Source organism: Paraburkholderia solisilvae (assembly GCF_902859875.1).
GTDB classification, from domain to species: Bacteria; Pseudomonadota; Gammaproteobacteria; order Burkholderiales; family Burkholderiaceae; genus Paraburkholderia; species Paraburkholderia solisilvae.
In genome coordinates, this window is record NZ_CADIKF010000059.1 from 1 (window position 1) to 15,182 (window position 15,182).

Genomic DNA, 15,182 nt, shown 5'->3' on the forward strand with positions numbered 1-15,182 from the left:
GGCCCCGCCCGCACCGCCATTGCCGCCGACACCGATGCCGCCGAAGCCTGCGGCGCCCCGGCCGCCACGTCCGCCCGCGGCGCTGCCGTAGTTGGTTGCGACGTTGCCGATATTAGTGACGCCGACATTGCTCACGGTGCCGTCGAGCCGGCTCAAGGCGACGACCTTCGTCGTGTTGTACGAGTCCTGCCACAGGTTCGCGCCCGACGCGATTTCGTTCGCGTTGCTGCCGGTGGTCGCACTTTGCGTCGATGCGGCCGAACTCGTCAGCGTGTTGCTGCCGCCGGCCGCCGTCTGGTCGCACGACGAGTCATTGCTGCTGCATGGATTTGCCATTGCGTAGCCGCTGAAGCCGAGGGCGAGAGCTGCGGCGGTCGCCAGTAAAGTTTTTCGCATGAGATCCTCCTGACAGGATGGGGGGCGGCTTGGCAGCATTACGCCAATCCGCGACACTCCCTGCATAGGCGGTGCCATGCGCGCAAACGTTTGACGGAAAAAGGCTGAATGGCGTTTTCTCGTAACGCCTTATAATTTATCCAGGGTTTACACTCTCGCTTTACGTTTCCATTCTGAAACATTCAAATTGACATTTCATCTTTAAACCGTTTTTATGCGTCTTTATAATTTATTTAAATTCAACCGGTTAGACTGCTTCACCATTCAATATTCCAGAATTAAAAAACGTTTCTTTTTTGTTGGGTAAGTCCCCCGTTTAGCCCGTCAAGCGCGCCTTCACTACGCATAGGTCATGCCGGAAGTCCTTGCCAGAAGCGGATCCGATCACCTGGTCCGCCACTTTGGCCCAGACTACAAGCCACCCGGCATGGCTCTGGAAATGTATCTTTTACGATTTCCTTAACGTCACCGGGTACATTTCCCGGTGCATTTCTTCCCATTCCCAAAAATCCGTCAACTTATATTACAAAGCAAGTGCATCCTGCAAAGTTGTCCAGCACACAAAAGATAACAATCCTTTTTAAAAATGGTTAGTTAACGTTATTTAATTTCAAATATAAATGCTAGCTTTCATTACGCGAAATATGACTGGCAAACGGCTTCCGTCATTCGACGTCGGCCATCACGCGGCAATCAGGACGCGTGCTGACGCAAGCCGTCATGCAGTTGTTCGACGACCCACGCCGGGTCGTCGTGCGGCAGATCGTGGCCGGCGTCAGCATGCTGCCGGTGCGGCGCCCGCCATGCTGCGGCGATGCTCGCCGAGCAGGCCGGATCGACGAGCGCGTCCGCTGCCGATGAAAGAATCAGCGTGCGGCACGACGGCGGCTGCAGCGCCGCGCGAAACGAAGCCGCGGCGATCAACTGGCGTAGCGCATTCGCACGGCTGACCGGCGCGCTGCGTCGAATCGCGATCCACGCGTCGAGGTCGTCGGCGAGCGTACGGCGGTTGTTGCAGGTCAACGCATGAATCGCGCTTTCCGCGGCGCGCGGATCGCGCCAATGCGCGGCGATCCGCATCAGCACCGGCCAGGCATGCGGGCGCAGCCGTTCGTACGGCCGGTTGAACGGCCGCATGCTGGTGTTGATCAACGCGAGCGATTCGATTTCGTGCGGATGCCGCTGCGCCCAATCGGTTGCGACCATTCCGCCGAGCGACATCGCAAGCAGACGGTACGGCCCCGGCACGCCGCTGTCGAGCGCCACGAGACGCACGAAACCAACCATATCGGCGACGCTGCGATACGAGTGCAAGGCCGCGAATTCGCCGTTGCCGGGCAGATCGACCGGCAGCACGCGCGCGCCGTCGAACGCGTCGCTCACGCGCTGCGGCAACGTGCCCCAGTGGCGCGTTTCGCGTGTCAGGCCGCGCAACATGATCCATGCGCTCATACGCGCTTCGCCTGGTACCAGTAGTCAAAGGCGCGCTGCAGCAGTTGCTGGCGCGCCGCGCCTTGCGGCAGCCAGCGCTGCGACGAATACGCGGCGCGTGTCAGAAAGTCGAGCAGATTCGCGTGCCGCCGCAGCACACGCGCGGTGCGATGCGCCTTCACCGGATTGAACATGCCTTGCCGCGAGAAAATCTGCCGCGGGTTCTTCTTGATCCACAGCCACGAACCGAGTTCGAGTGTCATCGGCAGGAAAATGCTGGAGGGCGGCCGCCTGTCATACGCGCAGTCCCACAAATCGCCATGCAGCAGATACTGATGGCTTTGCGGTTCGAACAGGTAACCATGGTGAGGATGCGCGTGCTCGAACATCGTCTTCAGCGCGTACATTTCCGGCAGATGCGGCATCGCACGGCGCGTGCGCGCGTAGGGAAACCAGATGCTGTCGCGCCAGCCGTAACCGGAATGGCAGTCGAGCGCGAAACTGAGCGGACGTGACGCGAGTTCGTTTGCCACCACCTGCAGCAGCGCCGCCGCTTCCGGTTCCATCGGCGCGCCGCGCCGGCCGCGATACCACGGCAGCCACGAGCCGAGGCGCTGTCCGCCGGCGAGCCACGGCACATGTTCGTCGGCATCCTGCGGGCCGTTGCGCATCAGATCGACGCCATTCGGATTCGCACGCGTAGCGGCCCACATCCCCCCCGGATTGACGATCGGCACAAAAATCAGACGAATCGATTGCAACTGGCGCACCAGCAGTTCATCCCATTCGAGACGGCCGACCAAAGAACGCATGTAATCGAGCACGAGCTGCGAGCCGATCCGTTCGAGCCCATGGATGCCGCCGAAAAATCCGATGGCGGGCGCAAGCGGGTCCGTCGAGCCGATGCTCGCGGTGAACACAGCGAACGTTCTGCCTTGCACCCGCGCTTCGCAGGCTTTGCGAATCTCGAAGAGTGCGCTGCTGCCTTCGAGTATGGCCTGCAGTTCTTCGTACTCCGCGAATGTGTCGGGCAAAAAGCTGAGAACCTGTTGCATGGCGGCGCCGGCGTGAAAGGCTGCGTTTTTGGGGACGGCTCATGCACTGACCCCTTCAAATATAGCCTGTCCGGTACCGAAATAAATGACAGCGGCGCGAAGTGCGTGACGCCTCGTCACATGGTTGACACATGCATTCGCGCCGCGCCGCGCCCCGGATTTACGTTCTGATACATATAGTCGTCTAGACGTTGCGACACCTTCACCGAACGGTCATAGTCGCTTCCTAGAATGTGCCCGAACGTCCCGGTGCTAGCCGGCGTCATCGACAGGATATCTATGGAAGCCATCCGCATCGAACGTTTGAGCAAGACGTTCAGTAACGGCCGCAAAGCGCTCGACGAAATCGACTTGCGTGTCGAGCCCGGCGAAATGGTTGCGCTGATCGGCGCGTCGGGTTCGGGTAAATCGACCTTGCTGCGGCAAATCGCCGGCTTCACGGTGTCCGATGCGCAACCGTCGCAGATTCAGATTCTCGGCCGGCCGATTCAGCAGAACGGCCGCATCGTGCGTGAAGTGCGGCGCATTCGCCGCGATATCGGCTTCGTGTTCCAGCAGTTCAATCTCGTCAACCGGATGACGGTCGAAACCAACGTGCTGGTCGGCGCGCTCGCGCGGCTGCCGCTGTGGCGACGGTTGACGGGCGCCTTTCCGCGCGGCGAACGCGAACTGTCGCTCGCCGCGCTGCGTGAAGTCGGCATCGGCGACCATGCGCGCGAACGCGCAGGCAATCTGTCCGGCGGCCAGCAGCAGCGCGCGGCGCTTGCGCGCGCGCTCGTGCAACAGGCGCGCATCATCCTCGCCGACGAGCCGATCGCGTCGCTGGACCCTGAATCGTCGCGCCGCGTGATGGAAATGCTGCGCAAGCTGAACACCGAACATCGCCTGACTGTGCTGGTTTCGCTGCATCAAGTCGATATCGCGATGCAGTACTGCGCGCGCACCGTTGCGTTGCGCAAAGGCAAGGTCGTCTACGACGGCCGGTCGGCCGACCTCACGCCCGCACTGTTGCAACAACTGTATGGCGACGACGCGCGCGAACTGCTCGACGAACACGCCAGCGACGACGCACCGCTTGCGTCGGAGTCGTACCCGTTTGCGCTCGATGCGGCGCATTCCACGTGATGCCGCGCAAGCGGACGCACGCTTCCAAGCTGTTCCATAACGACCCACCATCGGGATTCAGACCTCATGAAATTCTTGCGCTCACTGATCGTCGGCGTAGCCGCATTTGCCTGCGTCGCCGCTCACGCTGAAGACCCCAGCCAGGACCTCAGTTTCGGCATCATCTCGACGGATGCGTCGAGCACGCTGCGCCAGCGCTGGCAGCCGCTGATCGATGACCTGAACAAAAAAACCGGTCTTCACGTGAAGGCGTTCTTCGCGACCGACTACGCGGGCATCATCGAAGGGATGCGCTTCAACAAGGTTCAGATCGGCTACTTCGGCAATGCGTCGGCGATGGAAGCCGTGGACCGCTCGAACGGCGAGGTCTTCGTGAAGACGGTCAACGCGAACGGCGAAGGCGGCTACTACTCGCTGCTGATCACGAACGTGAACAGCCCGTACAAGACGCTCGATGACGTATTCAAGAACACGAAGAACCTGAACCTGGGCTGGGGCGATCCGAACTCGACGTCCGGTACGCTGATTCCGGGCTACTACCTGTTCGCGAAGCGCGGCGTGCCGGTGACGCCGGCGTCGTTCAAGACGTTGCTGCCGTCGAGTCATGAAGCGAACCTGCTCGCGGTCGTCAACAACAAGATCGACGTGGCGACGAACAATACGATGGAAGTCGACCGCCTGCAGCAGCAACATCCGGACAAGTTCGCGCAGGTGCGGGTGCTGTGGAAATCGCCGCTGATTCCGAGCGACCCGCTGGTGTGGCGCAAGGATCTGCCGCAAGCGACCAAGGACAAGTTGCGCGACTTCTTCATCAACTATGCGAAGACCGATCCGCACGAGAAGGAAGTGATGAAGAATCTGACCACCTTTAGCGGCTTCGTTGCATCGTCGAATGCGCAGCTGATTCCGATCCGCCAGGTGGCGCTGTTCCAGCAGAAGCAAAAGCTCGAGGCGGACAAGAACCTGTCCGACGCGGAGCGCAAGACGCAAATGGCCGCGCTCGATGCGCAACTGAACGCGCTCAACAGCGAGGCTGCGAAGCAACAATGAACTCTGCCGACCTGACCTCCGGTCGCGGCGCGCAACAGAAGGCGGCCGCCGCGACTGACGCGGCGGCCGCGGGCAAGCGCAGCTGGGGCTCGACGTTCAGCTGGATCGCGTTGATCGCGGTGCTCGGACTGTCGTGGCACGCCGCCGACATGCGACCGCTCGATCTGTTTACCGACGCGGGCAATATGGGAACCTTCGCGAAAGAGTTCTTCCCGCCCGACTTCAGCGACTGGCGCATCTATGCGCACGAGATGATGGTGACGCTGGCGGTCGCAGTGTGGGGCACCGCGCTTGCGATCGTCTGCGCGATTCCGTGCGGCTTGATGTCGGCGCACAACATGGCGCCGGTGTGGGTTGTGCAGCCGATGCGGCGCGCGATGGACGCTTGCCGCGCGATCAACGAGATGGTGTTCGCGATGCTGTTTATCGTCGCGGTGGGTCTCGGTCCGTTTGCCGGTGTACTCGCATTGTGGGTGCATACGACCGGCGTGCTCGCGAAGCTGTTTGCGGAAGCGGTCGAAGCGATCGATCCGCGCCCGGCCGAAGGCGTGCGCGCGACCGGCGCGACGAGTCTCGACGAGATTATCTACGGCGTGCTGCCGCAGGTGTTGCCGCTGTGGATCTCGTACACGCTGTACCGGTTCGAGTCGAATGTGCGCTCGGCGATGGTGGTCGGGATGGTCGGCGCGGGCGGGATCGGCGTGGTGCTGTATGAAGCGATCCGCTCGTTCGATTATGCGCAAACCTCCGCGGTGCTGATCATAGTGATCCTCGTGGTAACGGCGATCGACCTGTTGTCCGCGAAATTGCGGGAGCGGGTGATCTGACGCAGGCGCGGTCGGGCGCACAGCGAATGCCGCGCTGCTGCCCGACCGCAACAAAAACTGTGCGAACGCACGGTTTCTGGAAAAATACGACACGGCTCAAGCAGAAACCGTTCGATCGCACAGTTTCAGTCAGACGCGGGCAAGCAGGCCCCTCCTTCTCCGCCACTCGTCGAAGTGGCTCCCCCATTCTCTCCAGAATGGCTCTGAAATTGAGAGCCAAACCTGTCTATAGTCGCGCCATATAGCGCGCCATGTGAGCGTCCGCCCATCCGACAGGAGGAGATTCCCATGAACAATGCCGACCTGAACGCCCGCAAGAATGCCGCCACGCCGCGCGGCGTCGGCGTGACGTGTGATTTCTACGCGCAACGTGCCGAAAACGCGGAATTGTGGGACATCGAGGGACGCCGCTTTATCGATTTCGCCGCCGGTATCGCGGTCAACAACACCGGGCATCGCCATCCGAAAGTGGTGGCCGCGATGCGTGCGCAGCTCGACCGTTTCACGCACACCGCGTATCAGGTCGTGCCGTACGCGTCGTATATCGAGCTTGCCGAACGGATCAACGCCCGCGCGCCTGGCGACTTCGCGAAAAAGACCGCCTTCTTTACGACCGGCGCCGAAGCGGTGGAAAACGCCGTCAAGATCGCGCGCGCCGCGACTGGACGGCCCGGCGTAATCGCGTTCAGCGGCGCCTTTCATGGCCGCACGCTGATGGGCATGGCGCTGACCGGCAAAGTCATGCCGTATAAGGCCGGATTCGGCCCGTTCCCGTCCGATGTGTTCCATGCGCCGTTTCCGAACCCGCTGCACGGCGTGACGAGCGCGGACTCGCTCAAGGCGCTCGACACGCTGTTCAAGGCCGACGTCGACCCGAAGCGCGTGGCGGCCATCATCTTCGAACCGGTGCAGGGCGAAGGCGGTTTCTATCAGGCGCCCGCCGATTTCGTCAGCGCGTTGCGCAAGCTGTGCGACCAGTTCGGCATCCTGCTGATCGCTGACGAGGTGCAAACCGGTTTTGCCCGCACCGGCAAGCTGTTCGCCATGCAGCACTACGACGTCGCGCCGGACCTGATGACGATCGCCAAGAGCCTCGCGGGCGGCATGCCGCTATCGGGCGTGGTGGGTCGCGCGGACATCATGGACGCGGCCGCGCCCGGCGGGCTGGGCGGCACCTACGCGGGCAACCCGCTCGCGGTGGCCGCCGCGCTGGCGGTGCTCGACGTGATCGACGAAGAGCAACTGTGCGAGCGAGCGGACCGGCTCGGCGAAAAACTCAAGGCAAAGCTCACCGACGTGCGAGGCAGCGTGCCGCAGATCATCGATGTGCGCGGCCCCGGCGCAATGGTCGCCGTCGAATTCTGCCGGCCCGGCACGCACGAGCCGGATGCCGACTGCGCAAAGCGCGTACAGGCGCGCGCACTCGAGCGCGGACTTCTGCTGCTCGTGTGCGGCGTGTATTCGAACGTGATCCGGTTTCTGTTTCCGTTGACGATTCAGGATGCGGTGTTCGATGAAGCCCTCGTCATTCTCGACGACGTATTGAAGGAGACGTCGCGCGCCGCGGTTGCGTGATCGGATTGCATGACCGGATTGCCCGATCAGATCACCTGAGGCCCACCTCGTCCGCGTGATATGAAGACCGCACGAGCGGACCCGCGACGACCTCCTTGAAGCCGAGCCGCCGTCCTTCGTCGCGCCACGCGTTGAACATTGCGGGCGGCACATATCGCCGCACCGGCATATGAAACGCCGACGGCGCCAGATACTGGCCGATCGTCAGTATGTCGACGTCGCGCGAGCGAATGTCGCGCATCGTATCGAGTAGCGCGTCGTCGGTTTCTCCGAGCCCCGCCATCAATCCCGACTTCGTCAGCATGCCCGGACGCGCGCGCTTCACGCGCGCGAGCAGTTCAAGCGAACCTTCGTAACTCGCTCCCGCACGCGCGGCCCGATAGAGCGACGGCACCGTCTCGATGTTGTGATTGAACACGTCAGGCCAGGCCGCAGACAACGCATCGAGCGCGCGCTCGATACGGCCGCGAAAATCCGGCGTCAGCAGTTCGATGCGAATGCCCGGCACGCGCTCGCGCAGCAGCGCGACACAACGCGCGAAATGGGCAGCGCCGCCGTCGCGCAGATCGTCGCGATCCACCGATGTGATCACCACATAGCGCAAACCGAGCGCCGCCACCGCATCGGCGAGGCGCGCGGGTTCTTCATCATCCAGCGCCGCCGGCCGCCCGTGCGCGACATCACAGAATGCGCAGCGCCGCGTGCATACGCCGCCCATGATCATGAATGTCGCGGTCCGCTGCGCGAAACATTCGCCGATATTCGGGCACATCGCCTCTTCGCACACCGAATGCAACCGGTGTGCACGCAGAATCGCCGCCATGCCGGCCACCGTCTCGCTCATCATCGGCTTCGCATGCAACCACGGCGGCTTGCGCAATATGTCCGCGCGCGGCGGCGGCACAACCTTCACCGGAATGCGCGCGAGCTTGTCGCGGCTGCGCAGGCCGTGCTGACCGAGCGCCGTCGCGCCCGGCTCATGCGTTTGCTGTTGCACCTGCGTTTGACGCGCGGCGGCCATTGTCACGTTCCTCCAAAGAAGTCGTTCAACAGCCGGTTCACTTCCGACGCCGCCTCCATATGCACCATATGGCCCTTGCCTGCGAGCACGTGCACGCGCACGTCGCCGGGCAAACCTTGCGCGTGCCGCGCGGGGATAATCTGATCCTGCTCGCCCCAGATCACCATCGCGCGCGGCGCGAGCGCGCCGACGCGGTCGCGGTAGAGGGTCTGCTGCACGCCGTCGACGAACGCGAGCGCCGCGATCTTCTGCAACGCATCGTTGACGCCCTCGAGCCGTTTGTACTTCACGATGTCTTCGATCATCTGCCGCGTGACGAGCGCCGGGTCCGCGAAAAGCTGCAGCATATGCGGCTTCAGCGTATGGCGGCTGCTGCCCGCGACAAAGCCTTCGATATACGCGCGGTTGATCTCCTCCCCGAGCCCCGCGCCGCTGATCAGCACGAGCGACGCGACACGCGCGGGCGCTTTCGCGGCGATCGTCATCGCCACCAGACTGCCCATCGAATGACCGACCAGATGCGCGCGCTCGATGCCGCGGTCGTCGAAAAACGCGAGCGCCGCATCGGCCAGTTCGTCGACGCTGCCGGTGTCGACCGCCTTGCCCGATTCGCCGTGTCCCGGCAAATCGAGCGCCCACACCGTGCGGTGCGCGGCCAGATCCGCATGATTGAACATCCATGCGTTCAGATCGCCGCCGAAGCCGTGGATCAGCACTGCGGGCGTGAACGCGCCGTCGCCGATCTTCAGGAAGCGCACCGTGCGCCCGCCGATCTGCACTTTCTCCGGTTGCGGTCCCACGTCGGCATCCGCCGCGGCGAGCGGTACGAAATCGCGCTGGAATGCGGCCACCGCTTCGTCGATCTGCGCATCCGGCGCCTCCGCATCGGCAACCACGCCGAGCAGCGCGCCGACCGGCAAGGTGTCGCCCTCCTGCGCGATCTGCCGGCGCAATATGCCGTCGAACGCGCACTCGACGCCCGACGAAATCTTGTCGGTCTCGACGTCGAGCAGTTCATCGCCGCGGCTTACCTTGTCGCCGACCGATTTCAGCCAGCCGTTGACCTGGCCCTGCTCCATCGATAAGCCCCACTTGGGCATCGTAATCATGTGAATCGGCATTGCTCGGTTCCTCGCTCAGTGTGGACGCTCAATTGGCCACTCAATGGGCCGCTTTCGTGACCGCCGCGGCGATCTGGTCCGCCGACGGGATGTACAGATCTTCGAGCACGCCGGCAAACGGCGCGGGCGTATGCGGCGCGGTCACGAGTTCGATCGGCGCCTTCAGCGCATGAAACGCCTTCTGCGCGACGAGCGCCGCGATATCGGTCGCAATCGAACAACGCGGGTTCGACTCGTCGACGACAATCACGCGGCCGGTGCGCTCCACGCTTTCGAGGATGGTTTCCTCGTCGAGCGGCGAGGTCGTGCGCAGATCGATGATCTCGGTGTGGATGCCGTTTTTCGCGAGCTTGTCGGCGGCTTCCGTCGCGAAGTGGACCATGCGGCCATATGTGACGATCGTCGCATCGTCGCCTTCGCGCACGATGTTCGCTTCGCCGAACGGAATCGTGTACAGCTCTTCGGGCACGTCGCCCTCACGACCGTACAGCAATTTATGCTCGCAGAAAATGACCGGATCGTTATCGCGGATCGCCTGGATCATCAGGCCCTTCGCGTCATACGGCGTCGACGGGCACACCACTTTCAGTCCCGGTACATGCGTAAACAGCGAGGTCAGCATCTGCGAATGCTGGGCCGCCGCGCGCAAGCCCGCGCCCTGCATCGTGCGAATCACGACCGGCGTCACCGCCTTGCCGCCGAACATGTAGCGGAATTTCGCGGCCTGATTGAAGATCTGATCGAAACAGACGCCCATGAAATCGATAAACATCAGTTCCGCGACCGGCCGCATCCCGCACGCTGCCGCGCCGACTGCGGCGCCAATAAAGCCGCCTTCCGACAGCGGCGTATCGAGCACGCGCCCCGGATACTTGTGATAGAGCCCTTTCGTCACGCCGAGCACGCCGCCCCACGCATCGTGCTCGCCGGGCGCGCCTTCGCCGCCCGCGTTGTCCTCGCCCATCACGATGACGCTTTCGTCGCGCGCCATCTCCTGGCTCAAGGCCTCGTTGATTGCCTGTGAAAAGCTGATCTTGCGTGCCATGTCTGTCTCCGGAATTGTGACTGGTCGTCGCGCGTGGTTGGCCACCCGCCGTTAGTGCGTTACGGGTACGACACGTACACGTCGGTCAGCAGATCCTCCGCACCCGGCAGCGGCGCCGCCTTCGCTTCGCTCACCGCGCTATCGATCAGCTGCTTCACTTTCGCGTCCACCTCGCGCAGCTCCGCGGCGCTCAGCATCTCCGCCCGCACGACGCGCTCCTCGAAGCGCTTCAGGCAATCCTTCTCGTCGCGCAGTTTCTGCACTTCGCCCGCCGCGCGATAGGTTTGCGCATCACCTTCGAAATGGCCGAAATAGCGCGACAGCTTCATTTCGACAAGCGTCGGTCCACCACCGCCTCGCGCGCGCTCGATCGCCTCACCAACCGCTTCATGCGCGGCGAAAAAATCGAAACCGTCGACAATCACCCCCGGCATGCCGAAACCGCTCGCCCGATCGGCGATGTTGTCCGCCGCGACCGCCCACGACGATGACGTCGACTCCGCATAGCCGTTGTTCTCCGCGATAAAGATCGCGGGCAGACGCCAGATCGACGCGAGATTCATCGACTCGAAAATCACGCCCTGATTCGATGCGCCGTCGCCGAAAAAGCACACGCCGACGCCGCCGTTCTTCTTGTACTTCGCCGCGAGCGCCGCACCGCACACGAGCGGGCCGCCCGCGCCGACAATGCCGTTGGCGCCGAGCATGCCCTTCGACAGATCCGCGATATGCATCGACCCGCCCTTGCCGCGGCACACGCCTGTCGTGCGGCCGTAAATTTCGGCCATCATCCCGCGCACGTCGACGCCCTTTGCGATGCAATGGCCGTGTCCGCGGTGCGTGGTCGCGACGTAGTCGGCGTCGTTCAGATGCAGCATCGTGCCGACCGCGGATGCCTCCTCGCCCGCGTACAGATGCACGAAGCCCGGAATCTCGCCGGTCGCGAACTCGACATGCAGCCGCTCCTCGAACTCGCGGATCGTGCGCATCAGCCGGTACGCTTCCAGCAGCCTGTCCTTGCTCAACTGACTCGAAACAGCCATGGTGTGTCTCCTTTCGATTGGTCATACCGCGGCATGAACCGCTCCTGTCGTACCTGTCATTGGCGATGCGCGGCCATCTCGCGCATCAGTTGCCGCGACGCCGAGAAGCGCAGCGTGCGGCCCACGTCGACCGTCAACGGCCCGGCCCAATCCAGCGCGATCTCGTAGCGGTCGCCGCGCTCTATTTCGATTTCGCGTTCGCCGTCGAAGGCGAGCGTGCCGTGCCCCGCATCGATCGGCAGCCACTCGCCCACTTCAAGCCGGTCGCAGGTGCGCATCGTCACCTGCTCGACACGGCCCGGCGCGATCGGCGCAAAGATCGGCACGCCCGGGCCGCCGTTGTGCGCGAACGTCAGGTACAAGCCATGCGATGCGCTGCGCTCGACCGGCGCCCATGCGCCGCCGATCGACGACAAACCAATTCCGTCGGGCGCCGCGAACGTGAGAAACAGCGACTCGATATCGGCGGGCTCGGAGATCGCGCGTGCGCCGATAAAACGCTGGCGGCTCACGCACACGTCGACAAGCGCGATTTCTTCGCGGCCGCGATTCGGGCCATCGACGCAGCGCACGACAAGGCGCTTGTTGCGCGTCAACGCGACATCGGGCGGCACGACGCCGGCCGCGACGAGCGCGCCGGCGAGGCCCGCGATGGTCGCTTCGCGCATCTCGGGAAACGCATTGTTGGTGCCGGTGGAAAGCGTCAGCAACGGCACGCTGCCGCAATGCGCGGCGACCGCGCGATGCGTGCCGTCGCCGCCCAGCACCGCGATCAGATCGACACCCGCGCGCACCATATGAGCGACGCCGACGTGGGTATCCGTCACGCTGTCGGTAATCGGCAGTTCGAGAAACTCGACGTCGGGCCAACGTTCCGGATTACCGAGTGCCGCATGCGTATCGAGTGCGCGGCGCAACAGCGCGGCCACGCCGGTCTTGTCGCGCAGCGTCAGCACGCGGCCGTGCCCGAGCATGCCGAGACCGGCCAGCAGGCGCACGACCATATTCGCCTTCTCCGCGGTGGGAAAGACGGATGCATGCGTCGTCAGCCTGCGGATGTCGCGTCCCGAAGCGGGGTTCGCGATCACGCCGACGGTGATGGGCGATGGCAACGGTTGTCTCCTTCTGGATGAGCGCTACGCGTCACGTTTTTTTCGAAACCCATCACCGCAAAGGCCATGCCAAAAATTTTCTGCACTCCGTTCCATGCTGCGAGCCGCCACCGCCAAGGCTCGCAACGAAAGCGATCGAACGTCGAGCGGTTTGCAAACGCGACATGACGCGCTGCAGGAAGCGCGAGGTGTCTCACACGCCGCATGCGCCAAGCATTCCGAATCATCTGCAATCAGCGCGATGCCATGCTCCGCCTGACATCGGCACACCATCGACGCCGCACGCTCCGTCTCACCCGGCGCTGAGACAAACGTCTCAACCGTCTCGCGTGCTGCGTTGCAGTGTGATCGCGCGGCACAGATGTGCTACAAGAAGGTCCCACTCCAGCGTGCGCCGCTCGACGGGAGCCAGCCATGCCTTATGTGTCTCCAACGCAGCACATCGATCGTGTGCGGGGCGCCATCGAAGGACGCTTGCCCGCGCCGGCCAGTTCGCCCGACGCGCAACGGCTCGTCTCCTCATGGCAGCGCTCGTACGAGCAATACCGGCTCGATCCGGGCTCGGTGGTCGGGCCGCGCGTGCTTACGTCTGCGGAATTGCGGGAAGTGCAAGGCAAGGAAGAAGCCTTTCTGCGCGCATCGGGGCAATGTTTGACGCGGCTGCATGACATGATTCGCGTCGCCGACTATTGCGTGCTGCTGACCGACGCGCACGGCGTGACCATCGACTACCGGATCGACCGTGACCGGCGCAGCGATTTCAAGCATGCCGGACTCCATATCGGTTCGTGCTGGTCGGAGCGCGAGGAAGGCACCTGCGGCGTCGCCAACGTACTGACCGATCTCGCACCGATCACGGTGCACAAGGTCGATCATTTTCGCGCGGCTTTTACGACGCTCACCTGCAGCGCGTCGCCGATTTTCGCGCCGACCGGCGAGCTGATCGGCGTGCTCGATGCATCGGCGGTGCAGTCGCCGGACCATCGCGACAGCCAGCGGCTCGTGTTTCAGCTCGTGCGGCAAAGCGCGACGCTAATCGAAGACGGCTATTTCCTGAACCAGACCGCGCAGCATTGGGTGCTGTTCGGCCATCAGAGCCGCGACTTCGTCGAGGCGCAGCCCGAAGTGCTGATCGCGTTCGACGAGTGCGGCAATATCGCCGCATCGAACCGCAAGGCGCGGGAATGCATCGCAGGCCTCGCCGGGCCGCGTCACGTCGACGAAATCTTCGATACCTCCACGCTTCATCTGCACGATGTCGCGCGCAGCGACACAATCGTGCCGTTGCGCTTGCGCGCAACCGGCGCACTGCTCCATGCGCGCATTCGCGAACCGCTCAGGCGCGCGTCGCGCACCACACACGCGACGGCATCGCCGGGCGACCTGCATGACGCCGGAGGTCATCGTCATGCTGACTCGCAGCGCGAGCTCGGCGCGCTCGGCGGCTTTCTGCGCAGCCGCGACGCGCGCATCGCGCGCAACGCCGAAGTCGCATTGCGTATCGCCGGCAAGCGGCTGCCGATTCTGCTCCTCGGCGAAACCGGCGTCGGCAAGGAAGTGTTCGCGCATGCGCTGCACGATGCGGGCGCACGGCGCGCGCGTCCGTTTGTCGCCGTCAATTGCGGCGCGATTCCGGAGGCGCTGATCGAAAGCGAACTGTTCGGCTATGCGCCCGGTGCATTTACCGGCGCGCGCAGCCGCGGCGCACGCGGCAAGATCGCGCTCGCGCATGGCGGCACGCTGTTTCTCGACGAGATCGGGGATATGCCGCTCAGCCTGCAAACCCGTTTGCTACGGGTGCTCGCGGAAGGGGAAGTGATGCCGCTCGGCGGCGATACACCGGTACACGTGGACATCGACGTGATCTGCGCGACGCATCGCGACTTGCCGCGCATGGTCGCCGACGGCGCGTTCCGCGACGATCTGTACTACCGGCTCAGCGGCGCGACGCTGCAGATGCCGCCGTTGCGCGAACGCGCCGACGTGCTCGACATCGTGCATGCGGTATTCGAAGAGGAAGCGCAAAGCGCCGGTCATGCGCTGACGCTCGATCCGCGCCTTGCCGAACAGCTGTGCGGCTTTAGCTGGCCGGGCAATATCCGGCAGTTGCGCAATGTGCTGCGCTACGCGTGCGCGGTTTGCGATTCGACACGCGTCGAATTGCGCCATCTGTCACCGGATGTGGCCGCAGTGCTTGCGCCCGGCAACCCCGCGGTCCCGGCGCTTGCGCAGGTCGGCGACGAACGCGCACGTATTGTCGATGCACTGACGCGGCATCAGTGGCATCCGAACACGGCGGCCGATGAACTGGGTATCTCTCGCGCTACGCTGTACCGCCGTATCGCAAAGCTGGGCATTGTCGGGCCACATCGTCGCTAGTT

12 protein-coding genes and 1 pseudogene are annotated in these 15,182 nt (G+C 63.6%); 5 read left to right on the forward strand and 8 right to left on the reverse strand.

Going from position 1 to position 15,182, the window contains the following annotated elements; genetic code table 11:
* From HV675_RS26970 to HV675_RS26980, 3 genes and pseudogenes are all read right to left on the reverse strand, one after another.
* Positions 1-396 (reverse strand): annotated as a pseudogene (locus HV675_RS26970) (hypothetical protein); the annotation flags it as partial.
* A gap of 693 nt (positions 397-1,089) precedes the next feature.
* Positions 1,090-1,848 (reverse strand): alpha/beta fold hydrolase, encoded by a 759-nt coding sequence (locus tag HV675_RS26975; RefSeq protein WP_175114517.1) that lies wholly within the window; start codon positions 1,846-1,848, stop codon positions 1,090-1,092.
* Complete coding sequence (locus HV675_RS26980) at positions 1,845-2,882, reverse strand: M14 family zinc carboxypeptidase (protein WP_175114518.1); 1,038 nt, start codon at positions 2,880-2,882, stop codon at positions 1,845-1,847. The genes HV675_RS26975 and HV675_RS26980 overlap by 4 nt, the downstream gene beginning before the upstream one ends.
* A 279-nt stretch (positions 2,883-3,161) precedes the next feature.
* Between HV675_RS26980 and phnC the strand changes: the two genes are divergently transcribed.
* From phnC to HV675_RS27000, 4 genes are all read left to right on the forward strand, one after another.
* Positions 3,162-4,007, forward strand: a complete 846-nt coding sequence (gene phnC / locus HV675_RS26985; protein WP_377700606.1) for a phosphonate ABC transporter ATP-binding protein — start codon at positions 3,162-3,164, stop codon at positions 4,005-4,007.
* Positions 4,008-4,073: 66 nt separating this feature from the next.
* On the forward strand, positions 4,074-5,057 hold the full coding sequence (gene phnD, locus HV675_RS26990) for a phosphonate ABC transporter substrate-binding protein (RefSeq protein WP_175114519.1): 984 nt from the start codon (positions 4,074-4,076) through the stop codon (positions 5,055-5,057).
* Entirely contained in the window at positions 5,054-5,884 is an 831-nt protein-coding gene (gene phnE, locus HV675_RS26995; protein ID WP_175114520.1) for a phosphonate ABC transporter, permease protein PhnE, read from the forward strand. The genes phnD and phnE overlap by 4 nt, the downstream gene beginning before the upstream one ends.
* Positions 5,885-6,172: 288 nt before the next feature.
* The gene (locus HV675_RS27000) at positions 6,173-7,459 is read left to right on the forward strand and encodes a 4-aminobutyrate--2-oxoglutarate transaminase (RefSeq protein WP_175114521.1); all 1,287 of its coding nucleotides are present in this window, start codon (positions 6,173-6,175) and stop codon (positions 7,457-7,459) included.
* Positions 7,460-7,490: 31 nt separating this feature from the next.
* Here the strand turns inward: HV675_RS27000 and lipA are convergent, their stop codons facing one another.
* From lipA to HV675_RS27025, 5 genes are read right to left on the reverse strand one after another with little or no spacing between them, the layout of a single operon-like run.
* On the reverse strand, positions 7,491-8,480 hold the full coding sequence (lipA, locus tag HV675_RS27005) for a lipoyl synthase (RefSeq protein WP_175114522.1): 990 nt from the start codon (positions 8,478-8,480) through the stop codon (positions 7,491-7,493).
* Between the two features lie 2 nt (positions 8,481-8,482).
* On the reverse strand, positions 8,483-9,601 hold the full coding sequence (locus tag HV675_RS27010) for an acetoin dehydrogenase dihydrolipoyllysine-residue acetyltransferase subunit (protein ID WP_175114523.1): 1,119 nt from the start codon (positions 9,599-9,601) through the stop codon (positions 8,483-8,485).
* 40 nt (positions 9,602-9,641) lie between these two features.
* Positions 9,642-10,646, reverse strand: coding sequence for an alpha-ketoacid dehydrogenase subunit beta (locus HV675_RS27015; protein WP_175114524.1), 1,005 nt, complete (start codon positions 10,644-10,646; stop codon positions 9,642-9,644).
* 59 nt (positions 10,647-10,705) lie between these two features.
* Complete coding sequence (locus tag HV675_RS27020) at positions 10,706-11,689, reverse strand: thiamine pyrophosphate-dependent dehydrogenase E1 component subunit alpha (RefSeq protein WP_175114525.1); 984 nt, start codon at positions 11,687-11,689, stop codon at positions 10,706-10,708.
* A 56-nt stretch (positions 11,690-11,745) separates the two neighbouring features.
* Positions 11,746-12,801, reverse strand: a complete 1,056-nt coding sequence (locus HV675_RS27025) for an ATP-NAD kinase family protein (protein ID WP_175114526.1) — start codon at positions 12,799-12,801, stop codon at positions 11,746-11,748.
* 414 nt (positions 12,802-13,215) lie between these two features.
* Here HV675_RS27025 and HV675_RS27030 point away from each other — a divergent pair, with 414 nt between their 5' ends.
* Positions 13,216-15,180: a sigma-54-dependent Fis family transcriptional regulator gene (locus HV675_RS27030; protein WP_175114527.1), complete on the forward strand. Its 1,965-nt coding sequence runs from the start codon at positions 13,216-13,218 to the stop codon at positions 15,178-15,180.
* The last annotated feature ends 2 nt before the right edge of the window (positions 15,181-15,182 follow it).